The sequence below is a fragment of the Bacillus sp. JJ675 genome, from assembly GCF_036963165.1.
In the GTDB taxonomy this organism is placed as follows: domain Bacteria; phylum Bacillota; class Bacilli; order Bacillales; family Bacillaceae; genus Bacillus; species Bacillus glycinifermentans.
On the sequence record NZ_JBALMR010000006.1, the window covers coordinates 42,132 to 64,624 of the forward strand.

Here is a 22,493-nt window from a genome sequence, read left to right on the forward strand (position 1 = left end):
TTCATCCCTTAACCGAATCGGAAAAACGAATGTCCGCTTTGTTTCTCAATTGTTTCATGTCGACCCTGATGAAAATTGATAGGCACAGTCCGATTCCGAACAGCACGGCGAAAACCGCCAAGCTCTGTGAGTAGCTTCCTGTCACATCGCGGATCCATGAGGAAAACATCGGTCCGGCGAGGCCGGCTGCAGCCCAAGCGGTCAGTATGTAACCGTGAATCGCACCGAGCTGCTTTGTCCCGAACAAATCGCCGATGTAGGCCGGAATCGCGGCAAATCCCCCTCCATAACATGTATAGATCAGCGCCATGAAAATAGAAAACATGATGTGATCTGTCATAAACGGCAGCAGCGGAAAAGCGATGAGCTGGGCGGCAAAAAAGGCGGTATACGTATTCGGACGTCCGATATAGTCCGATATGGAGGCCCAGCCGATGCGTCCCAAACCGTTGAACGCCCCTAAAATTCCGACAAGCGCAGCTGCTCCGGCGGTCGACATTCCCGCGCTTTCCTGGGCCAGCGGGGAAGCGATTGAGATGATGGCAATTCCGCATGTGACATTAATAAAGAGCATCATCCATAAATAATAAAACCGTCTTGTTTTCGCCGCCTCATTTGCGGTAAGCTGTGATAAATCCGTACTGCGGGGTCTTTTGCTTTTTTTAGAAGAAAGTCCTTTCGGCTGCCAGTCTGTTTCAGGCGGGGACAAATAAAGAGAAGAACACAGCATGATCAAAAAATAGCAGATGCCGAGGATAAAGAAGGTATTCGCAATGCCGGCAGTAACGATCAGAGCCTGCATCACCGGACCGCTGATCAAGGCTGCAAAACCGAATCCCATAATTGCAAGCCCTGTAGCGAGGCCGCGGCGGTCGGGAAACCATTTGACAAGCGAGGATACAGGCGTGATATAGCCGACGCCGAGCCCGATGCCGCCGAAGACGCCGTAAAACAAATAAAGCATCGGCAGGGATCCGAGCTGGACGGCAACCCCTGAGAACGCCACACCGGCTCCGAAGAAAAAGGCGGCAAGCATTCCGGCTTTTCTCGGGCCGTGTTTTTCGACGAAGTGTCCTAAAAAAGCGGCCGGCAAACCGAGAAACAAAATCGCGATGCTGAACGTCAGGCTGATCTGGCTCAGGCTCCAGCCGAACCGTTCTGCAAGCGGATTCGTAAAGACGCTCCATGCGTATACCGACCCGATTGACAAGTGAATGCCGACTGCGCATAAAGCAATGATCCATCTGTTTTCCACTTTTTTCATTTCGATTCCTCCTAAAGGGGAAATGAAAACCGCTATATAGAGGCAGGTGCAGGTCATTAATGATAGCGCTTTCAAAAGATAGTATCATATTTTCAAGCTATCAACAAGATGAAACTCCCAAATTTAGTCTTTGAAGGTTGTGAAACATGACGATATGCGAGTATAGTAATAGGAGAAAGGGGAGGGATTTACCAATGGGAAAAAACATCACAGCAATCCGCAGTATTTTCCGTTATGATAATGGAGAACTGACAAAAGAAGAGGATCAAATGGCGACAGAATATCCCCTGACTGTGATGGTCAACGGCGAAGAATTCGTCACGCTTGTATGCTCGCCGGACCACCTGGAAGAACTTGTGATCGGATTTCTCGCCTCTGAAGGGGTCATCCGATTTAAAAAAGAGATTAAAAGGTTTACAATAGATGAAAGTCTTGGTTTCGCATATGTTGATCTTGTCAGTTCACAAAAGCTCCGGCTTCAGGATTACACAAAACGCGTCATCGGTTCCTGCTGCGGCAAAGGCCGGCATTTTTATTTTCAGCAGGATGTCAAAACGGCTAAAACGGCTCTTCAAGTCGTGAAGATCAAGCCTGAGAACTGTTTGGCCCTTATGCGGGAAATGCAGGAAAACAGCAGGCTTTTTCAGCATACGGGAGGCGTCCACAATGCCGCTTTGTGCAGCGACGACAAGGTGATGGTGACGCGGTCTGACATCGGAAGGCACAATGCGCTGGATAAATTGTACGGATACTGTTTGCTTCATCAGATTCCGGTGCATGACAAACTGATCGTATTCAGCGGCAGAATTTCCTCTGAAGTGCTGCTGAAGGCCGCGAAAATCGGCGTTTCCGCGGTGATTTCCAAATCGGCTCCGACAGAACTTGCGATCCAGATGGCGGAGGACTTGAATATTATGACGATTGGATTTGCGAGAAACCGGTCGTTTAACGTATACACCCATCACGAACGATTACAGCTATCATAAAGGAGGCAACGCGCATGACCGCACACACAGAACAAGTATTGGATCAAAAAGGCCGGCCGCTTCGGGATTTGCGAATCTCCGTTACCGACCGCTGCAATTTACGGTGCACATATTGCATGCCTGCCGAGATTTTTGGACCGGATTATCCGTTTTTGCCGAAGGGAGAGCTGCTTTCATTTGAGGAGCTTGAACGTTTGGCGAGTCTTTTCGTCAAGGCGTTCGGGGTTGAAAAAATCCGCCTCACGGGCGGAGAGCCGCTGATGAGAAAGGATATGCCCGATTTGGTCGAAAAACTGGCACGGATTCCGGGGCTGCGCGACATTGCGATGACGACGAACGGCGTGCTGCTCCCGGTTTACGCGGAAAAGCTCAAAAAAGCCGGATTAAAGCGGGTGACGATCAGCCTCGATTCTCTTGAAGATGCCCGTTTTAAGGCGATCAACGGAAGAGGCATCCCGGTCAGCAAGGTGCTTGATGGTATCGAAGCGGCGAAGCAGGCCGGACTCGGCATCAAAATCAACATGGTCGTCCAGAAAGGGGTCAATGAAAAAGACATTTTGCCAATGGCCCGTTATTTTAAAGAAAAAGGCCATATTTTGCGGTTTATCGAGTTTATGGATGTCGGCAATTCAAACGAATGGAAGCTGAACGCCGTTGTCACGAAAGCCGATATCATCAGTCTTCTCAATGAGGAAATGCCGATTGAACCGGTCGATCCCAACTATAAAGGGGAAGTGGCAGAGAGGTACCACTACCTTGATGGTTCGGGGGAGGTCGGCTTTATTTCTTCCGTATCAGACGCTTTTTGCAGCACCTGCAACAGAGCGAGGCTATCGGCAAAAGGAGAGCTTTTTACATGCCTTTTCGCTTCAAGCGGCTTCGATCTCAGATCGCTTGTCAGAAGCGGCCGGTCCGACCAAGAACTCGCGGGCGCGATCAGCTCAGTCTGGAGAAACCGGACCGACCAGTATTCGCTTGACAGGGCGCTATCAAAGGCCGCACCGAGGAAAAAAGTTGAAATGTCTTATATCGGCGGGTAGACAACCTGCATCTGAAATCGGGGCGGCACATTGCAGGCGCCGGATCGGAAAAAATAAGCGCAAGACGATTCCAGGAAGCAAACAAACCGTTTGCTTCCTTTTTGTTTTTTCTGACATATCATCAGGTTTGGCAGGGGGAGAATGCGGTAATTTAAAAAAGCAATGGTTGAGACAGAAAGGGTGATTTGATGTTCGGATTCGACGATATCGCAAAATTTTTCTGGTCGTTTTTGCTCGTCTTTCCCGCAGTATCGATTCTTCATGTCTTGGGCCACGGCCTGATGGCGTTGCTTTTCGGAGGCAAGGCGTCCCTTGAGATCGGCATGGGCAAAAAACTGCTGAAAATCGGCCCGGTTCAGATCAGAAGCATTTACTTTATGGACTCGTTTTGTAATTACGGGGAATTAAAATACGACAACCGGATAACAAATGCGCTCATTTATGCGGGGGGATCGATATCTAATCTGGCGTCTATTTTTCTCGTGAACACGCTGATTGCAAAAGATGTGTTGGCTGAAAATATCTTTTTATACCAGTTTGTTTATTTTTCGACCTATTATGTGTTTTTTGCGCTTATTCCGGTGCGGTATTCCGAGAATCACCTTTCTGATGGAATGGCGATTTATAAAGTGCTGAGATACGGGGAAAAGTATGAGATCAATAATTAATCAATAGAAAATCCGGAGCTCCTCACCCCGGATAACAGGTTACCCTTTGACGCCGTCTGCGGACGGCTGTTTATATTGCCGTACGGCTTCGATGAATGTGTCCAAAGCATCACACCCCGCATCATACCGAAAATCTTCCTGTTCCCCGTTATTCATCACAACGATATGCTCGCCGCCTAACAATCTCCCTTTCATACGGCGAAACGATGAAATGGTGCGGTAAGGCATATCGAGATAGAACGGGGCTCCGAAAAGAGAAGAATAAAACAGCAGCCGTTTTCCGGTGGCGGCAAGAAGGCCGCGGTAGGGTGTATAGCGGGCGGCCATTTTTGCATTATAGGCGCAAAGAATGACTGATTTCACTTCTTCGTCCGGTTCGAGCCGGCTTTGAATGGCCGCTTTTCCTTCAGCGATCTCCTTCATCAAAAACACTCCCTTCAAGATGTGTTACGATCTTCCTGAATAAAAGTTTCGCCGCTTCACTAAAATAAAGCTCCCGGTTTAGTCAAAAATAAAGTATATTAAAGGAGTTGACAAAAAGACGTCCTGTAACTAAAATAATTACAACGGTGGTGAAAACATATGGTAAACAGCCGTCTTGCTGTTGCAATTCATATTCTTTCTTTAATCGCGTCAAATCCGCGCGAGCAGGTTTCTTCAGAAATCATTGCCGGGAGCGTCAATACGAATCCGGTTGTCATCAGGCGCATGATCAGCCTCTTGAAAAAAGCGGACATCCTGACGTCGCGGCCCGGTGTTGCTGGCGCCAGCCTGAAAAGGGCTCCCGAGGACATTTCCCTGCTTGATATTTACCGCGCAGTCCAAAGTCAGGAAGAACTGTTTGCAATCCACGAAAAACCAAATCCGGACTGTCCGGTCGGGAAACGAATTCAATCAACGCTCGATGAAACCTTTTACAGCGTTCAGCGGGCAATGGAAAACGAATTGGCCAGCAAATCGCTTAAAGACATATTATTTCATCTCTTGTAAACGAGAGATGATTTTTCACCGCCTGGATGTAACTGAATTTGTTACAAAAATGAAAATGGAGGTTGTAACAATGAAAATCGGCATTATCGGGGCCAGCGGAAAAGCGGGCAAATTGATTTTAAAAGAAGCGGCAGGAAGGGGACACGACGTGACGGCGATTGTCAGAGACGCATCAAAAGCCGAAGGCAGCGGTGCGGCCGTCATTGAAAAAGACGTTTTTGATCTGAAGCCGGAAGATGTGAAAGGTCTTGATGTCGTGGTCAATGCGTTTGGCGCTGCGCCGGGGCAGGAGCACCTTCACGTTGAAGCGGGAAGAAAACTGATCGATTTGTTCAAGCAGGTTCCTGAAACAAGATTGATTGTTGTCGGAGGGGCGGGCAGCCTTTACGTTGATGAAGAAAAAACAACCCAGCTGTACAACACGCCTGAATTCCCGAAAGAATATCTGCCGACAGCAAAAAATCAAGGGCAGAATTTAGAGGATTTAAAACAATCAAGCGGTTTGAAATGGACTTTTATCAGCCCTGCGGCCTTTTTCAATCCTGAAGGAAAACGCACGGGCTCCTATCAAAAAGGACAGGAAAACCTCATCGTCAATTCCGCTGGAGAGAGCTATATCAGCTATGCGGACTACGCCATTGCGGTTGTAGACGAAGCCGAAAACGGCGAGCATATCAATGAACGGTTTACGGTTGTAGGTGAAGCGGAATAAATGTTAAGAGGGCCTTTCGGGAAAAAGGCTCTTTTTCATGCTATTCGAAGTTATACTGGATTTCATTGTATCCGGCAACGGCTCCGATGCAAAACAAAATAATAAAGAATATGATAAATAATAAAACAAGGACAACATTCGCCCCCAGATAAAACACTTCCCATTTTATAAAGGTAGCGTAGTTTTCCAGCATGGATTCGTGCGGTTCTTCAGATATTTCTTTGCTCATCAGCGATGCGGAGCTTGCCGATTTCAGCAAATATACGCCTGAAACGATCATTAATACGCCGGGTGCTGCTCCTATCACAAACAGCGGGAGGCCGAAGAGCGCTGTAAAGGCGCCTGTAATAATAATCAAAATTCCCGCGGCTTTTCCCCATTTTGAAATGATGTTAAGAGAATTTCTTAAACTTTCAGTCATCATAAACATCCTTCCGCCTTCCAAGATATATAATAAATTCTATTTATTTATACAATAAAAAAGAGTATTTTTGAATGATGAATTTTAAGAGATGGAAACGTTTTTAAATGATTTCCCGGAGGAAGCGGGTTTTCGGTATGGTATAGTATGTTCTAAACACCCCGCTTTACCGGTAGTTTTGATTCCGGTAACCGGCCGATTTTACAATAGGTCCTGAAAGGGTGTGTTTTTGCATTGATCTACCTTTTTTAGAAAGGCGGTTTTACTGTGAAATCCTCTTATCTTTATCGTCTCCTGCAAATCGATCATATAAAAAAAAACGGCGATCTTCCAAATGAACAGCAGCTTGCCGATTCGTTCGTCTTTGTTTTTCATTTGAAGGGCAAAGGAAGAATTGAGATTAATGAAGCGGGTGTTCCGCTGCAAAAAGAAACGCTCTATATCTGTCCTCCTTATGAAACGTTCGGCATTACGGCGTCCTCAGATGATGTCAGCGTATTTCTCATCAGGCTGCACGCGTATGCAAGCGCCAAGCGGCACCAAACGCTTGAGCCTGACACAGATCCAGACCTCTTTTCCGACATTCAGATGATGAATGTGCATTCGGTCGGAAATTTGTCCGCCCGTCTTCAGGAGCTTTTTTCATTATGGCCGCCTTCTTCTGCGCTCCAGGAGATGAAGTGCCAGCTGGAGCTGCAGCACCTTCTTTACGACATCTGCTCGGCAAGGCTGTTTCACCCGGCTGATACCGCATCAGCCATCGCCGACACGAAAGCGTATATTGAAGAGCATGCCGATGCACACATCACGCTTGATCAGCTGGCACACATGGCCGGTATCAGTGCTAAGCATTACAGTGAAACGTTCAAAAAGCTGTACGGGCAAAGCGTGACAGAGTTCATAACGGAAACCAGGATGACAAAAGCGAAACAGATGATGGCCAGGGCCAGCTACAAGCTGAGGGAAATCGCCAGCCAGACGGGATACCAGGATGAATTTTATTTCAGCCGGACGTTTAAAAAGCATACCGGGCTTTCCCCGAGCGCCTACATGAAAAAAAGGCGCAGGAAGCTTGCTGCCTACGGCCAGAACACGATCGGACAGCTCACACCGCTACACCTCATTCCTTATGCGGCTCCGCTTCATCCGAAATGGACGGCGTATTACTACAAGAATTTTGCGGCAGACATCCCGGTTCACCTTAGCGCTTACCGCTTTGATGAACCGCGTGAGGAAAATCTGCGAATCCTGGCCAAAGCTGATCCTGAGCTGATTATCAGCATGGATGACGTTTCAGAAGAAGAACGGGAGCGTCTGAACGGAATCGCCGATGTCGTCTATCTGCCGTCACAGGAAGATTGGAGAACGCAGTTCACCTTGGCCGCCGCTCATGTCGAAGAAGAAGCGGAAGCGCGCAAATGGCTGGCGTCCTATGAGAGGCAGGCCGAAGCTGCGAAAAAAGCGCTTCAGGCTGTCGGGCAGCAGCGCTTTATGTTTTTGCGCCTGCATAAACGCGAACTCTATCTCGCCCACAATCGCTCTGTCCGGGATGTTTTTTTCGGCGACTTAGGCCTTGAATCGGCTGTTTTTTTGGATGAACCGACGGATCAGGCGATTTCGTTGGAAACAATCAAGGCATATCACCCGGATTGCATCATGATCTTCATTTACAAAGAACCTGAAACGATCGCCTATTACCACGAGCTGCAGAAGACGGCTGCCTGGCAGGATCTAAAAGCTGTGCGCGAACAGCGTGTGTACCGCATTCAGTCAGATCCTTGGCGCGAATATTCGGCTTGCAGCCATGAACGGATCATTCGCCATGCCGTTCGGCTGCTGTCCGGAAAAAGTTCATTTTAATTGCCGGATATTGTCCATGGTGTTATCAAGAAGGCTTACCTATAATTTTAATTGATAATTATTATCAATTAAATCAGGGGGTCTTAGATAGATGAGAAAAATCTCTATATGTTTATGCATTTTGCTTCTCGCTTTGACTGCGGCAGCGTGCGGCAGCCAAAAAGAAGAGACTGGCGGCGCTGCAAAAAGCGCACAATCATCAGAGAAAAGCATTCAATATCTCGGTCATACATACAAGGTGAAGGTTCCGACTGACCGAATCGTGATTACGGGAAGCGTGGAATCGATGGAAGACGCGAAGCTTCTTGATGTTCACCCTGCAGGTGCGATTTCTTTTTCAGGAAAGTTCCCGGCCTTGTTTAAGAGCATTACCGATAAAGCTGTTGCCGTCGGCGAAAAAACGGAACCTAACCTGGAAAAAATCCTTGAGCTTAAGCCTGACGTCATTTTAGCCTCTACGAAGTTTCCCGAGAAGACGGTGAAAAAGCTCGATAACATCGCGACTGCGATTCCTGTTTCCCACGTTGCTTCCAATTGGAAAGACAACTTGAACCTTTTGGCTCAATTGACGGGAAAAGAGGATAAGGCAAAGAACATCATTTCGGACTATGAAAGCGATCTGAAAGACGCTAAAGCAAAATTGGAGAAAGCCGCAAAGGATACAAAAGCGCTCGTCATCAGAATCAGACAGGGAAATGTGTTTATCTATCCTGAAGAGGTATTCTTCAATTCAACGCTGTACGGCGAGCTTGGCTACACAGCGCCTGATGAAGTAAAGGCTGCCAAAACCCAGGAACTGATTTCGCTGGAAAAATTGAGCGAGATGAATCCGGACTACATGTTCGTTCAATTCTCTGACGACGAGAATGCCGACAATCCGAATGCGCTGAAAGATTTAGAGAAAAATCCGATTTGGAAAAGCATTTCAGCGGTGAAAAAGGGTCATGTATTCGTGAATGCTGTAGATCCGCTTGCACAAGGAGGAACAGCATGGAGCAAAGTTCAATTTTTGAAAGCGGCGGCGGAAAAATTAACGCAGGACTAAACGTGATATGCACGCAAAGCGAATAACACGAATCATCATCATCGCAGCTCCGTTTGCCGTGATCTTATCCATATTTCTCTCCGTGTGCTTCGGAGCAAAGCAGCTTCATTGGGAAACCGTGTATTCGGCGCTGTTTCATTTCGACCAAGGGAATACAGACCATCAAATTATCTGGCATTCCAGGCTTCCGCGCGCAGCAGGCGCCCTCTTGATCGGGGCGGCGCTGGCCGTGTCGGGGGCGCTGATGCAGGGAATCACCCGAAACTATTTAGCTTCGCCTTCGATTATGGGCGTTTCCGACGGCTCGGCATTTATCATCACGCTGCTGATGGTATTGATTCCGCAGTCGTCCGCTCTTGAGATGATGGGGTATTCGTTTATCGGCTCAGCCGTCGGCGCGGGTCTCGTTTTCGGACTGGCTGCCGTGATTCCCAACGGCTTTATGCCCGTTCAGCTGGCGATTATCGGCACGGTGACGAGCATGCTGCTCAGCAGCCTGTCTGCGGCGATGTCAATCTATTTTCAAATTTCGCAGGATCTCAGCTTTTGGTACAGCGCCAGGCTGCACCAGATGAATCCGGAACTTCTGACATACGCCGTACCTTTTTTTGCACTCGGCATCATCCTGGCTCTTTCTCTCAGCGGAAAAGTGACGGCTTTGTCGCTGGGGGAGGATATTTCTGAAAGCCTCGGGCAGAAAAAAAGAGCCGTCAAGCTGACAGCGATGGCAGCGGTCGTCTTGCTTACGGGAAGTTCTGTCGCCTTGGCGGGGAAAATCGCTTTCGTCGGCTTGATCGTTCCGCACATCACGCGTTTTCTCGTCGGTTCTGACTACAGCCGGCTGATTCCCTGTTCCTGCATCATCGGCAGCGTTTTTCTGATTTTGGCCGATCTTGCCAGCCGGCTGATCAATTATCCGTTTGAGACACCGATTGAAGTCGTGACTTCCATCATTGGCGTTCCTTTCTTCCTTTACTTGATTAAAAGAAAAGGAGGGGAACAGCGTGCCTAAAAAAATAGCAGTCATCTATGCCGTTTTGATCGTGCTGATTCTTGCAGTCTGTTATTTCAGCATCACGATGGGAGCGTTCTCCGTTCATCCGGCGGAGCTGCTTTCAGCGCTTTTTGGAATCAACCCGAACGAGCAGTACGCCATTCTGCTGTTTGATTTGCGGCTTCCCCGCATCGCAACGGCAGGTCTCGTCGGTCTCGGTCTCGGGATAGCCGGCGCCGTCATTCAGGCGGTGACAAGAAACGGACTGGCCGATCCCGGAATATTAGGAATTAATGCGGGAGCGGGAGCCGCCATCGTCGGCTATATGCTGATTTTTCAAGGGCAGACGGAAGCGACCAATCTCCTCTCCGCAATGGGGATGCCTTTCTTCGGGCTGCTCGGGGGCCTTTTGGCGGCCGTATTCATTTTTGTGTTTGCCTGGCACGGAGGAAACCTCGATTCCGCGAGGATCATTCTTGTCGGGATTGCTATTAACTCGGGTTTCAGCGCCATATCTTTGTACTTGTCATTGAAAATGAACCCGAATGATTATGAAATGGCGATGGTCTGGAGAAACGGAAGCATCGGTTCGGCCAACTGGACATACATTCAAGCCGCTCTGCCGTGGTTTTTGCTGTTAATTCCGTTTCTTCTCGCCAAATGCCGGCTTCTTGATACGATTCGGTTTCACGAAGATACGGTGAAGAGTCTCGGCGTTTCATCGAATGCGGAAAAAACGCTGCTGCTTATCGCCTGTGTCGGGATCATCAGCGCCTGTGTGTCGATCTCGGGAAGCATGGCATTTGTGGGCTTGATCGCGCCGCATATTGCACGAAGGCTTGCAGGCGTGCTGCACAGCTATTCGCTGCTCTTAAGCGGACTGATCGGCATGTTCCTCGTCCTGTGCGCCGATTTGGCCGGGAAATTGCTGTTTCAGCCGTTAGAGGTTCCCGCGGGGATTCTTCTTGCGATTTTCGGCGTTCCTTATTTCCTGTACTTGCTGTTCAGACAAAAAAAGGCGGCTTCATAGACCGTCTGTTTCAACTAACATAGAGGGGAGGGGGAAGGCAGATGGTTCATGAAAAACATGATGAGGCTGCCAAGGACGCTGAATGCCCGCCGGTAGCCATACCGGGGACGAAGCAGCGTCTCATGCGGTCGTCTTCAGGGGATCGCAATTACCGGGTTTTTATAAGCAGCCCAATTGAGGAGCCGCCTCCTTCAGGATATCCGGTGATTTATTTGCTGGACGCCAATTCGGTGTTCGGCNNCGGCACGATGGTTGAGGCCGTACGAATGCAGTCGCGCCGCCCTGAAAAGACCGGGGTGGTCCCTGCCGTTATCGTCGGTATCGGCTACGAGACGGATGCCCCGTTTGATCCGGCGCGGTATTATGATTTTACGCTGCCGGTGCGTCCGGAAAATCTGCCTGAACGGCCGGATGGAGCGGAGTGGCCTGAATCCGGCGGAGCGGAAGCTTTTCTGTCATTCATCGAAGAAAAGGTGAAGCCGGAAATCGAACGGGAATTTAAGATCGATATGAGCAGGCAGGCCATTTTCGGCCACTCTCTCGGCGGTCTTTTTGTCCTGCAGGTTCTGTTTACAAAGCCCGAATTATTCCAGACATACATCGCAGGCAGCCCGTCGATTCATTGGAATCAATCATTTTTTGAAAAAGAACGCGAATTTGTCTCCCGATTGCATGCGGCAGATGCAAAGGTCGATGTATTGCTTGGGGCCGGAGAGCTGGAGAGAAGCCATAAAAGCCGTATGAACGACCGTGCGGAAAAGCTGGCAGAGCGCTTATCGGCTCTTGAAGAATTCGGAGTGCGGGCGGAGTTTCATGAGTTTGAGGGAGAGGGCCATATATCGGTTTTGCCGGTTTTCATCAGCAGGGCTTTGCGGTTTGCGCTAAACCCTGACAGACAGGCCAGATAGGAAGCGGGGCGGGGACCGATCTGCCCCCTTCGCTAAATAATGAAAGTGATACAAATATACCAAAGCGCGGATCAATCAACCGGAAACAATTTGACCGTTAGCAGTAATTGGTATATTATATTTTTAAACGATAATGATTATCATTATCAATTAGTGTGTGATTCAAAGTCTTCAGGAAAGGAAATGACCACAAATGAAAGGCAAAGTTGCTTTAGTTACAGGAGCTGCCCAGGGAATCGGGGAAGCGGTGGCAAGGGCGCTTGCGGAAAGCGGCGTGTCGGTTGCTGCGGTGGATCAAAATGAACGAGGGCTTCGTTCCATTGTGACAGACTTGGAAAAGAAAGGCCTGCATGCCAAGGCATTTGCCGCAGATGTCGGAAACAGTGCAGCCGTTGAGGAGACCGTGGGCATGATCGAACGCGATATAGGTCCGATCGATTATTTGGTCAATGTCGCCGGCGTGCTTCGGACCGGGTTGATCACATCGCTCAGTGATGAAGATTGGGAGAAGACGTTCAGCGTCAACACAGCAGGGGTTTTTCACGTATCCCGCTCGGTTGCCGGCCGCATGATTACGAGGAGGAACGGCTCGATCGTTACCGTAGGCTCCAATGCCGCGTGTGTCCCGCGAATGCAAATGGCCGCTTATGCAGCTTCAAAGGCAGCGGCTTTAATGTTTACGAAATGTCTTGGCCTCGAGCTGGCCGAATACAATATTCGCTGCAACATCGTATCGCCGGGATCGACGGATACGCCGATGCAGCGGTCCATGTGGTCTGGCCGGGACGGGGCACAGGCAGTCATCGACGGATCGCCGGAAGCGTTCAAAACGGGAATTCCGCTTGGCCGTCTGGCTTTGCCGGCTGATATCGCAAATGCCGTTCTCTTTTTATTGTCCGAATCATCACGCCATATTACGATGCATGACTTGCGCGTTGATGGCGGGGCTACCTTGGGAGTTTGACCGAATTTAAAAGGAGGTTTTGGAAATGATTGATCACCGTATCGCACAAGAAACGCCGGCCGACCAGCTTTTACGCGAGTATCGGCCCGATGCTGCGTTTTTCTTTTCTTCTCCGGAGCGGACCATTCTGGCCAAAGGCGTTTTCGCCGAAGTCCCTGAAGAAGGGGGCCATAGGCTGGAACATCTGGCTCAGCAGGCTGCTTCCATCCTCAAAGATGCCGAGCAGTCCGGACGGCAGAACCCCATCATTGTCGGTGCTGTCCCCTTTGACGAAACAAAGCCCGCGCAGCTTACCGTGCCGAACGAGGTCTGGTGCGCCGGCCCGCTGACGCTTGAACAGGATGCACAAATACATCCGGGTCCGGGACCTGCTTATGACATTGAGCCGATTCCTCAGCCCGGGGAGTATATGCGGGGGGTCGAAAAAGGATTGGCCCGCATTGCTGAAGGGGATGTCAGCAAAATTGTGCTGTCCCGGTCGCTGCGCTTGACATCACCGGCCAGCATCGATATCTCCCATGTTCTTTGCAATCTTGCACAGCACAATCCGGGCGGATACACTTTTGCAGTGGATTTGTCCAAGCAGGCAGCGGCGTCCGCATCTGCCGGAAGAAAGCGCCGCAGGACATTGATCGGAGCCAGCCCCGAGCTGCTGGTTTCAAGAAAAGGACTGCACGTTTACGCAAATCCTCTGGCGGGTTCGAGGCCGCGGAGCGATGATCCTGTGGAAGACCGGCGCCGTGCAGACGAGTTGCTTTCTTCTTCAAAAGATCGCCATGAACACGCGGTCGTCACCGAAGCTGTAGCTTCAGGGCTCAAACCTTTCTGCAGGACATTAGACGTGCCGAGGGAGCCTTCGCTGATCAGCACGGAGACGATGTGGCACCTTTCCACAGAGATCAAGGGCGTGCTGACAGACGCGTCGATATCGTCATTAGAGCTTGCTGCGGCGCTGCAACCGACCCCTGCTGTCTGCGGCACGCCGACAGATGCCGCCAGGGCGGCTATTAAGGAAATTGAGCCGTTTGCCCGGGGCTTTTTCACCGGAATGGTAGGCTGGTGCGATGCCTCCGGAGATGGGGAGTGGGTCGTGACCATCCGCTGCGCCGAGGCGGAAGAACGCGCTCTCCAACTGTTCGCCGGAGCCGGCATCGTAGCCGGTTCAAGGCCTGAAGACGAGCTGGCAGAGACGTCAGCCAAGTTTCGGACGATGCTCCTTGCGATGGGGCTGAACAATGAATAGAAAAAATTGGGGGGATGAATATGCTTGCAGGATGTCCGACATGGCCGGACGAATTTGCTGAAAAATATCGAAAGGAAGGGTGCTGGCGAGGCGAGACATTCGGAGGAATGCTGAGGGAACGGGCAGACAAGCACGGCAGCCGGATTGCGGTTACCCGTGGAGATGCTCACATGAGCTACGGGGAATTGGATATGAGAGCCGACCGTCTGGCGGCGGGATTTTTGGAGCTGGGCATCAAAAAGGAAGACCGCGTCATCGTCCAATTGCCGAATACACCGGAGTTTTTTGAGGTTTGTTTTGCCCTGTTTCGGATCGGTGCGCTGCCTGTATTTGCGCTTCCTTCACATCGGCAAAGCGAGATCGCTTATTTTTGTGAATTTGCCGAAGCGGCTGCATACATCATTCCTGATACACACTCAGGATTTGACTACCGCGTGCTTGCGAGGCAAGTCCGCAGCAAGCTGCCGGAATTGCGCAATGTCATTGTCGCCGGCGATCCGGAAGAATTCCGGGGGCTCAGCGATCTGTATAGAGATGCAGATCCCGGCCGCCATCCGCATGTTAAGCCGGATGATGTCGCTTTTCTCCAATTATCCGGCGGAAGCACGGGGCTGTCCAAGCTGATACCGAGAACGCATGACGATTACATATACAGTTTGAGAATCAGCGCCGATATTTGCCGGCTAGATCATAACAGCGTATATCTTGCTGCTTTGCCGATGGCCCACAATTATCCGCTCAGTTCGCCGGGCGTGCTCGGAGCGTTGTATGCGGGAGCCAGGGTCGTTCTTGCAGATGGGCCAAGTCCTGACGAAACCTTTCCTCTTATCGAAAAGGAGAGGGTTACCATCACGGGGGTCGTTCCGCCGATTGCTTTAATCTGGCTCGAAGCCGCATCATCGCGAGCAGAAGACCTTTCAAGCCTCGAAGTGTTCCAAGTCGGCGGCGCCAAATTCAGCGCTGAAGCCGCCCGCCGTGTAAAGAGCGTGCTCGGTTGTACATTGCAGCAGGTGTTCGGCATGGCGGAAGGTCTGGTCAACTATACAAGGCTTGATGATCCTGAGGACATTGTCGTCAATACTCAAGGCAGGCCGATGTCGCCGTTAGATGAAATTAAGGTCGTCGATGAAAACGGCCGCGACGTTGAACCGGGGCAGACGGGTGAGCTGCTGACCCGCGGGCCGTACACGATCCGCGGCTATTACAAAGCTGAAGAGCATAATGCGAAAGCATTCACGCCGGATGGCTTTTACCGCACTGGAGATCTGGTCAAAGTCAACTCATCAGGTTATCTGATCGTTGAAGGTCGTGCAAAGGATCAGATCAACAGGGGCGGAGAGAAAGTCGCTGCAGAGGAAGTGGAGAACCACCTTCTTGCCCATCCCGGCGTACATGATGCCGCTGTCGTTTCCATGCCGGATGACTTTCTCGGCGAAAGGTCATGCGCATACATTATTCCGCGCAACACCCCGCCTGCCGCCGCCGAACTGAAGCAGTTTTTAAGAGAGCGGGGGCTTGCGGCATATAAGATTCCCGACCGGGTGGAGTTTACCGATTCTTTTCCGCAGACAGGCGTTGGAAAAGTAAGCAAAAAAGCGCTGCGTCAAGCAATAGCCGAAAAAATGTCGCAGTTCGCCAAAGCGAAACAATAATCAATAGAATGAAAGGACGTGATGTTGATGGCCATTCCTGCCATCTCTCCATACAAGATGCCGAAAGCATCGGATCTGCCGAAGAACAAAGTGTCGTGGACGCCGCACCCGAAACGTGCCGCGCTTCTCATTCACGACATGCAGCAATATTTTATTGACGCATATACCCGGGGAGAGTCTCCGATGACAGAGCTTTTGCCAAATATCAATATGCTCAAGGAGCGATGCAAAGAGCTTGGGATACCTGTCATCTACACGGCTCAGCCCGGCGGACAGACGCCTGAAGAGCGCGGGCTTCTCCAGGACTTTTGGGGGCCGGGAATCCCTCCGGGTCCGGATCAGCAGAAAATCGTGGAAGAACTGAAACCGGATGAAGGCGACACCGTTCTGACGAAGTGGAGATACAACGCCTTTCGAAAAACGGATCTTTTAAGACTGCTTCAGGAGCAGGGCCGCGATCAGCTCATCATCACCGGGGTCTATGCCCATATCGGCTGTCTCATGACGGCTTGTGATGCGTTTATGCAGGAGATTGAGACGTTTTTTGTAGCAGATGCGGTAGCGGATTTCTCCTTACAACATCACGAAATGGCCATCTCTTATGCAGCCGACCGCTGTGCTGTCACCGTCACAGCCGAGCATCTTCTGAACGAACTGAAAAACGGGCGAAATGACGATGGTGTGCAAGAAGGCCGCGAACTGCTGTCGAAACAGACGATTCGCGAACAAATTGCCGCGCTTCTCCTCGAATCGCCGGACGATATCACTGACGGTGAAAACTTGATTCATAGAGGTCTCGATTCAGTCAGAATGATGAGTCTTACCGAGCGCTGGCGACGTGCCGGGGCTGAGGTGACGTTTGTGGAGCTTGCAGAAGAACCGACGATCGAAAACTGGTGGAGACTGTTGTCTTCCCCTAAAGAAACATCATTGCCAAATTCAGATTATCAATGAAGGAGGTTGGCCGTAATGCCTGAATGTCAAGATAACCGCAGGCCATTAACCGGAGCGCAGGCCGGCATTTGGTACGCACAGCAGCTAGATCCGCAAAATCCGATTTATAATACCGCTGAATACGTAGAAATCAACGGTCCGATTGATCATGAACTTTTTGAACAGGCACTGCGGCGCGTCATTGAAGACGCTGATACATTGCATGCCCGATTCGGGGAAGATGATGACGGACCATGGCAGGTGATTGATCCGTCATCAGATTTTCCGCTTCATTTCGTTGATGTCAGTGCAAAGAATGAACCGAGGAAGGCGGCTGAGGCGTGGATGAAGGACGATCTGGCCCGGCCGATCGACTTAAGCAGCGGCCCGCTTTTTACAGAAGCGCTTTTTAAAGCGGGACCCGATCTTTTCTTCTGGTATCACCGGGCCCACCATATCGCAACTGACGGGTACAGTTTTATGCTTATTGCGGAGCGGCTTTCAAAACTGTATACCGCACTTGTGCAAGGGAAGGCGGTTGATGATGGGTCTTTCGGGCCGCTTGCCGCAATTCTTAGGGAAGACTCGGTTTATCGTTCCTCAGACCAATATCAAAAAGACCGCCGGTTTTGGCTGGAGCGATTCAGCGACGAACCAGAGGTGGTCAGCCTTGCCGACAGGGCGCCGAGAACATCTGACCGTTTTCTCCGCCGTTCCGGACATCTTTCTGCCGAACATGCAGACCGCCTCTTGTCTGCGGCAGGCTTGATGGGAGCAAGCTGGCATGAAGCAGTCATCGCAGCAGCGGCCGTTTATGTTCATCGCCTAACAGGCGCACGGGATGTTGTTCTCGGATTGCCGATGATGTGCCGTTTAGAATCGGCTTCGTTGAATATTCCCGGCATGGTCATGAATCTCCTGCCGCTTCGCTTGTCGGTGCGGCCGGAGTTGGGAGCTGCCAAGCTCATGAAGCAGGTATCAGAGGAAATCGTAAAAATCAGGCGCCACCAGCATTACCGTCATGAAGAGCTGAGGCGCGATCTGAAACTGCTCGGCGAAAACCAGCGGCTGTTCGGGCCGCAGATTAATCTGATGCCATTTGCCGGCAGCTTGAATTTCGCCGGTAATCAAGGCATTGTTCACAATATCACGACGGGGCCTGTAGACGACCTTTCGATCAATATTTACGGGAGACCCGGCGGAAGCGGCTTAAAGGTGAATATGGATGCAAATCCTGAGGTGTACACGGAAAGCGAACTTGAAAAACATCTGCACCGTTTTCTTATTATTCTGAGAAATATTTCCGGTTTCCAGCAAGATATGCCGATTGGAAAAATAGAGCTGCTGCTGCCTGAAGAACGTCATCAGGCGCTGATCAAGAGGAATGAAACCGGTCATCCCCTTCCGGAAGCCGATCTTCCTGAATTATTCGAGATGCAGGTGAAAGAAAATCCAAACTCGCCGGCAGTGGTGTTTAAAGACGGCGTTCTCAGCTATTCCGAATTGAATGAACGCGCGAATCGGCTGGCCCATCTGCTGATTGAAAGAGGGGCCGGACCGGAGCGGTTTGTCGCGTTGGCTCTGCCGCGGTCACAGGAAATGGTGATCTGCATGCTTGCCGTCCTCAAGGCGGGAGCGGCTTATTTGCCTATTGATCCCGAATATCCGGCAGACCGGATCGATTATATGTTCAGCGATGCACAGCCGATGCTTGTCATTACAACGAGGGAGGCTGCGGCAAACATTCAGGAAAATGGAGACGTACCAAGAATGGTCATTGACGAACAAGACGTCATTCATGACCTTTCCCGTTATGCTGCTGAAAATCCGGCTGCCAATAAAAAACGCTCGCTTCTTCACCCTGCGTATATGATTTATACGTCCGGTTCTACAGGAAGACCTAAGGGCGTCATTGTACAATCTGAAAGCTTATGCAATTTTCTTTTGTCCATGCAGGAGACGTTTTCTCTTCAGCAGCATGACCGGCTTTTGGCAGTTACTACGGTTGCTTTTGATATATCAGCGTTAGAGATTTACTTGCCGCTCATCAGCGGTGCCTCCTTTATCCTCGCTGAGAAGGAAACCGTTCAAGATTCGCATGTATTGGGGAACATGCTTGAAAAGCATGACATCACGATCATGCAGGCTACACCGACGCTGTGGCATGCATTGGCGGCAAGCGTTCCGGAAAAGCTCCGCGGACTCAGAGTGCTCGTCGGAGGCGAGGCGCTTCCAAACAGCCTTGCCCGGCGATTGCAAGAACTGGATTGCCGGATTACGAATCTTTATGGTCCGACTGAAACAACGATTTGGTCAACGTGTGCCGCCCTGGAAAACGGCCGGAAAGAAGCGCCTTCAATCGGCCGTCCGATTTGGAACACACAAGTATACGTGTTGGACGCAGGCTTACAGCCTGTTCCGCCCGGCGTGGCAGGCGAGCTTTATGTGGCCGGAACAGGGGTGGCGCGCGGTTATTTTGGCCGCCCGGATTTGACGGCCGAGCGTTTTATTGCGAATCCTTACGGGCAGCCGGGCTCCCGGATGTATCGGACAGGCGATCTCGTCCGGTGGCGTTCGGACGGCTCTCTTGATTATATCGGGCGGGCGGATCATCAAATTAAGATTCGCGGTTTTCGCATCGAAATTGGAGAAATCGATGCGGTGCTTTCCGGCCACCCCGATGTTCATCAATGCGCCGTTGTCGTTCGGGAAGACCGTCCGGGCGACCCCCGCTTGACCGCATATGTCGTTCCGGTTGCTGAAGCGAGTCCTGATCCGGCTGAACTTCGCAGCCATCTCAGTGAAACACTGCCTGATTATATGGTACCATCCGCATTTGTCATGTTGGAGGCGCTCCCGCTTACTCCAAACGGAAAGCTTGATCGCAAAGCGCTGCCGGCTCCCGTGATGAGCGGGCAGGCAGCCGGACGTGAGCCGAGGACGCCACAGGAAGAAATTTTGTGCGATCTGTTTGCTGAGGTGCTGGGGATACCGCGGGTCAGCATTGATGACAGCTTTTTCGATCTCGGCGGCCATTCGCTGCTGGCCGGCCGGCTCGTCAGCCGTATTCGTGATGTGCTGGGAGCGGAGCTTGGAATCGCCCGTTTATTTGACGAACCGACACCCGCCGGGCTTGCCAAGCAGCTTGATCGGGCGGGCAGCGCCCGGCCGGCGCTCTGCAAGCTTGAAAGGAGGGAAGAGATTCCCCTTTCGTTTGCCCAGCGGCGTCTATGGTTTTTATACTGTCTGGAGGGGCCGAGTCCTACCTACAACATTCCGGTTGTTGTCAATTTGTCCGGCCGGCTGAATCGGGAAGCTCTTGAAGCGGCGCTTGGGGATGTTGCAGAACGGCATGAGCCGTTAAGAACGATTTTCCCTGAAAGGCGGGGAACAGCGTGCCAGCTTATACTTGATCCAGACAAGGCCCGGCCTGAACTGCTCGTTTCTCATGTCAGAGAACATGAGCTTGAGGGAGTCATGGCCGAAGCTGTAAAATACAGCTTTAAACTTGCGGAAGAACCGCCGTTTCGCGCTCAGCTTTTCGTGCTCGGGGAAGACAAATATGTTCTGCTGCTGCTTCTCCACCATATGATCGGTGACGGCTGGTCATTGACGCCCCTGACCCGCGATTTGGAAGCAGCGTACAGCGCCCGCTGCCAGGGTGCACGTCCTGAGTGGCAGCCGCTTCCCGTGCAGTATGCCGACTATGCCATCTGGCAGAAACGTCTGCTTGGCAGTGAGAACGATCCGGATAGCCTGATTGCAAGACAGCTGGACTATTGGACAAAGACGCTTGAACACCTGCCTGATCAGCTTGAGCTTCCGGCTGATTTTCCGCGGCCTGCCGAATCAAGCTATCAGGGCGGCACGATTCAGCTCGCCATTGACGAAAAGCTGCACGGCCGTCTGCTCGAATTGGCCCGGACAAGCGGAGTCAGTCTGTTCATGATTTTGCAATCAGGGCTTGCCGCATTGCTGACAAGAATGGGAGCCGGGAGCGATATTCCGGTCGGAAGCCCGATCGCGGGCAGAAGCACCGATTCATTGAGCGGGCTTGTCGGGATGTTCATCAATACGCTTGTGCTCCGGACTGATACATCAGGTGATCCGAGCTTTCGAGAGCTTCTCGGCAGGGTCAGAAACGTGAATCTTCATGCTTACGAACATCAAGACCTTCCGTTTGAGCGTTTGGTTGAAGTACTCAATCCTGCCCGTTCCCGTGCCAGACATCCGCTTTTTCAAATTATGCTGGCATTTCAAAACACACCTGAACCGGCCATTGAACTTCCAGGACTCACATCAACCGTTGAGGTCAAAAGCGTCGGCGCCGCCAAGTTTGATTTGACGATTGAGCTGCGCGAACATCGGAATGCGGACGGGACACCTGCCGGCATTGCGGGCTTCCTCGAATACAGTACAGATCTATTTAAACGCGCTACGGCTGAAGCGTTGGCGGCGCGGCTGGTGAGGCTGCTTTCATCCGCCGCAGCCGACCCTGATCAGCCGATTGGACGGCTCGACATCCTGCTGCCTAATGAACGCCAAATGCTGCTGGAAGAGTGGGACAAAGCTCCGCTCAACGTGCCGGAGGCAAGTTTGCCGGCATTGTTTGAGGAGCGAGCTGCAGAAAACCCTGAAGCGATTGCCGTCGTATTTGAGGATGCTGTTCTGACATACGGGGAACTCAACAAGCGGGCCAACCGGCTGGCGCGCCTGCTGATTGCCAAAGGGCTCGGACCTGAGCAATTCGCGGCATTGGCGCTGCCAAGATCATTGGATATGGTTGTCGGTCTATTGGCCGTACTGAAAGCGGGTGCGGCCTATGTTCCGCTTGATCCGGATTATCCGGCTGACAGAATCGCTTTTATGCTGGCGGATTCCCGGCCTGCGTGCATCATCACAAATACAGAGGTTGCCCAGCGCTTTTCTGCCGGTGATATACCGCTGATTACACTCGATGATTTGCATGTAAAAGAAGAACTCAAACATTATGCTGAAACGAATCCGGGTGATGAAGACCGGCTTGAGCCATTGTCACCGTTCCACCCTGCATATGTCATTTATACATCCGGGTCGACCGGTACGCCAAAAGGGGTGGTCATCCCGCATCAGAATGTAGTCCGCCTTTTTGGAGCAACAGAACAATGGTTTCATTTTAATGAAGATGATGTGTGGACGATGTTCCATTCTTACGCCTTTGATTTTTCGGTGTGGGAAATTTGGGGCCCGCTTTTGCACGGCGGCCGGCTTGTCGTTGTACCGCACGCTGTCAGCCGTACGCCCGGCGAATTTCTCCGTCTGCTCGTAAATGAAGGCGTGACTGTTCTGAACCAGACCCCGTCGGCATTTTATCAACTGATGCAGGCCGATCGCGACAATCCTGAGATTGGAAGGCTTCTTTCCTTGCGATTTGTCATTTTCGGCGGGGAGGCGCTTGAATTGAGCAGGCTGGAAGAATGGTATCAGCGGCATTCGGACAATTTTCCGAGATTGATCAATATGTACGGCATTACTGAGACGACTGTGCATGTCAGCTATATTCCCCTTAATCGGGAGATTGCGGCTCTGCAAGCCAACAGCCTGATCGGCTGCGGGATACCCGATCTTGGCGTCTATGTGCTTGATTCGTGCCTTGAACCCGTTCCGCCGGGAGTAGCCGGAGAGCTTTACGTATCCGGAAGCGGTCTTGCACGCGGTTATTTGGGAAGGCCGGATTTGACCGCTGAGCGATTTGTCGCTGATCCGTACGGACCTCCCGGAAGCAGGATGTACCGGACGGGCGA

18 protein-coding genes are annotated in these 22,493 nt (G+C 51.2%); 15 read left to right on the top strand and 3 right to left on the bottom strand.

Annotated elements, in window-relative coordinates; all coding sequences use genetic code 11:
• Position 1: 1 nt before the first annotated feature.
• Positions 2-1,264 carry an L-lactate MFS transporter gene (locus V7126_RS00830; protein ID WP_175076690.1) on the bottom strand — a complete coding sequence of 421 codons (1,263 nt, stop codon included), beginning with the start codon at positions 1,262-1,264 and terminating at the stop codon, positions 2-4.
• Between the two features lie 194 nt (positions 1,265-1,458).
• On the opposite strand from V7126_RS00830, the gene fdhD reads away from it, so the two are divergent.
• The 3 genes from fdhD to V7126_RS00845 all read left to right on the top strand — a co-directional run bounded on the left by fdhD (position 1,459) and on the right by V7126_RS00845 (position 3,958).
• Complete coding sequence (fdhD, locus tag V7126_RS00835; RefSeq protein ID WP_046130324.1) at positions 1,459-2,250, top strand: formate dehydrogenase accessory sulfurtransferase FdhD; 792 nt, start codon at positions 1,459-1,461, stop codon at positions 2,248-2,250.
• A 14-nt stretch (positions 2,251-2,264) separates the two neighbouring features.
• Positions 2,265-3,290 (top strand): GTP 3',8-cyclase MoaA, encoded by a 1,026-nt coding sequence (gene moaA / locus V7126_RS00840; RefSeq protein ID WP_175076691.1) that lies wholly within the window; start codon positions 2,265-2,267, stop codon positions 3,288-3,290.
• A gap of 188 nt (positions 3,291-3,478) precedes the next feature.
• On the top strand, positions 3,479-3,958 hold the full coding sequence (locus tag V7126_RS00845) for a hypothetical protein (RefSeq protein ID WP_046130326.1): 480 nt from the start codon (positions 3,479-3,481) through the stop codon (positions 3,956-3,958).
• A gap of 39 nt (positions 3,959-3,997) precedes the next feature.
• Here the strand turns inward: V7126_RS00845 and V7126_RS00850 are convergent, their stop codons facing one another.
• Positions 3,998-4,381: a GRAM domain-containing protein gene (locus V7126_RS00850; protein ID WP_046130327.1), complete on the bottom strand. Its 384-nt coding sequence runs from the start codon at positions 4,379-4,381 to the stop codon at positions 3,998-4,000.
• 159 nt (positions 4,382-4,540) lie between these two features.
• Here V7126_RS00850 and V7126_RS00855 point away from each other — a divergent pair, with 159 nt between their 5' ends.
• On the top strand, positions 4,541-4,948 hold the full coding sequence (locus tag V7126_RS00855; protein ID WP_175076692.1) for an Rrf2 family transcriptional regulator: 408 nt from the start codon (positions 4,541-4,543) through the stop codon (positions 4,946-4,948).
• 70 nt (positions 4,949-5,018) lie between these two features.
• Positions 5,019-5,660 (top strand): NAD(P)-dependent oxidoreductase, encoded by a 642-nt coding sequence (locus V7126_RS00860; protein WP_046130329.1) that lies wholly within the window; start codon positions 5,019-5,021, stop codon positions 5,658-5,660.
• 40 nt (positions 5,661-5,700) lie between these two features.
• Here the strand turns inward: V7126_RS00860 and V7126_RS00865 are convergent, their stop codons facing one another.
• The gene (locus V7126_RS00865) at positions 5,701-6,081 is read right to left on the bottom strand and encodes a DUF5362 family protein (RefSeq protein ID WP_236809791.1); all 381 of its coding nucleotides are present in this window, start codon (positions 6,079-6,081) and stop codon (positions 5,701-5,703) included.
• 267 nt (positions 6,082-6,348) lie between these two features.
• Between V7126_RS00865 and btr the strand changes: the two genes are divergently transcribed.
• The 10 genes from btr to V7126_RS00915 all read left to right on the top strand — a co-directional run.
• Positions 6,349-7,941 (top strand): bacillibactin transport transcriptional regulator Btr, encoded by a 1,593-nt coding sequence (gene btr, locus V7126_RS00870; RefSeq protein WP_175076694.1) that lies wholly within the window; start codon positions 6,349-6,351, stop codon positions 7,939-7,941.
• A gap of 91 nt (positions 7,942-8,032) precedes the next feature.
• Complete coding sequence (locus tag V7126_RS00875) at positions 8,033-8,986, top strand: ABC transporter substrate-binding protein (RefSeq protein WP_046130331.1); 954 nt, start codon at positions 8,033-8,035, stop codon at positions 8,984-8,986.
• 7 nt (positions 8,987-8,993) lie between these two features.
• Positions 8,994-9,998 carry a FecCD family ABC transporter permease gene (locus tag V7126_RS00880; RefSeq protein ID WP_046130332.1) on the top strand — a complete coding sequence of 335 codons (1,005 nt, stop codon included), beginning with the start codon at positions 8,994-8,996 and terminating at the stop codon, positions 9,996-9,998.
• 4 nt (positions 9,999-10,002) lie between these two features.
• Positions 10,003-11,010: a FecCD family ABC transporter permease gene (locus tag V7126_RS00885; protein ID WP_175076708.1), complete on the top strand. Its 1,008-nt coding sequence runs from the start codon at positions 10,003-10,005 to the stop codon at positions 11,008-11,010.
• Between the two features lie 41 nt (positions 11,011-11,051).
• Positions 11,052-11,918: an alpha/beta hydrolase gene (locus V7126_RS00890; protein ID WP_335496048.1), complete on the top strand. Its 867-nt coding sequence runs from the start codon at positions 11,052-11,054 to the stop codon at positions 11,916-11,918.
• A gap of 193 nt (positions 11,919-12,111) precedes the next feature.
• Positions 12,112-12,882 (top strand): 2,3-dihydro-2,3-dihydroxybenzoate dehydrogenase, encoded by a 771-nt coding sequence (locus tag V7126_RS00895; RefSeq protein WP_046130335.1) that lies wholly within the window; start codon positions 12,112-12,114, stop codon positions 12,880-12,882.
• Between the two features lie 25 nt (positions 12,883-12,907).
• Positions 12,908-14,125: an isochorismate synthase DhbC gene (dhbC, locus tag V7126_RS00900; protein ID WP_175076695.1), complete on the top strand. Its 1,218-nt coding sequence runs from the start codon at positions 12,908-12,910 to the stop codon at positions 14,123-14,125.
• Between the two features lie 20 nt (positions 14,126-14,145).
• Complete coding sequence (locus tag V7126_RS00905) at positions 14,146-15,777, top strand: (2,3-dihydroxybenzoyl)adenylate synthase (protein WP_175076696.1); 1,632 nt, start codon at positions 14,146-14,148, stop codon at positions 15,775-15,777.
• Between the two features lie 27 nt (positions 15,778-15,804).
• Positions 15,805-16,731, top strand: coding sequence for an isochorismatase (locus tag V7126_RS00910; RefSeq protein ID WP_175076697.1), 927 nt, complete (start codon positions 15,805-15,807; stop codon positions 16,729-16,731).
• 15 nt (positions 16,732-16,746) lie between these two features.
• The coding region (locus V7126_RS00915; RefSeq protein ID WP_335496053.1) for an amino acid adenylation domain-containing protein at positions 16,747-22,493 on the top strand (5,747 nt) is incomplete at its 3' end.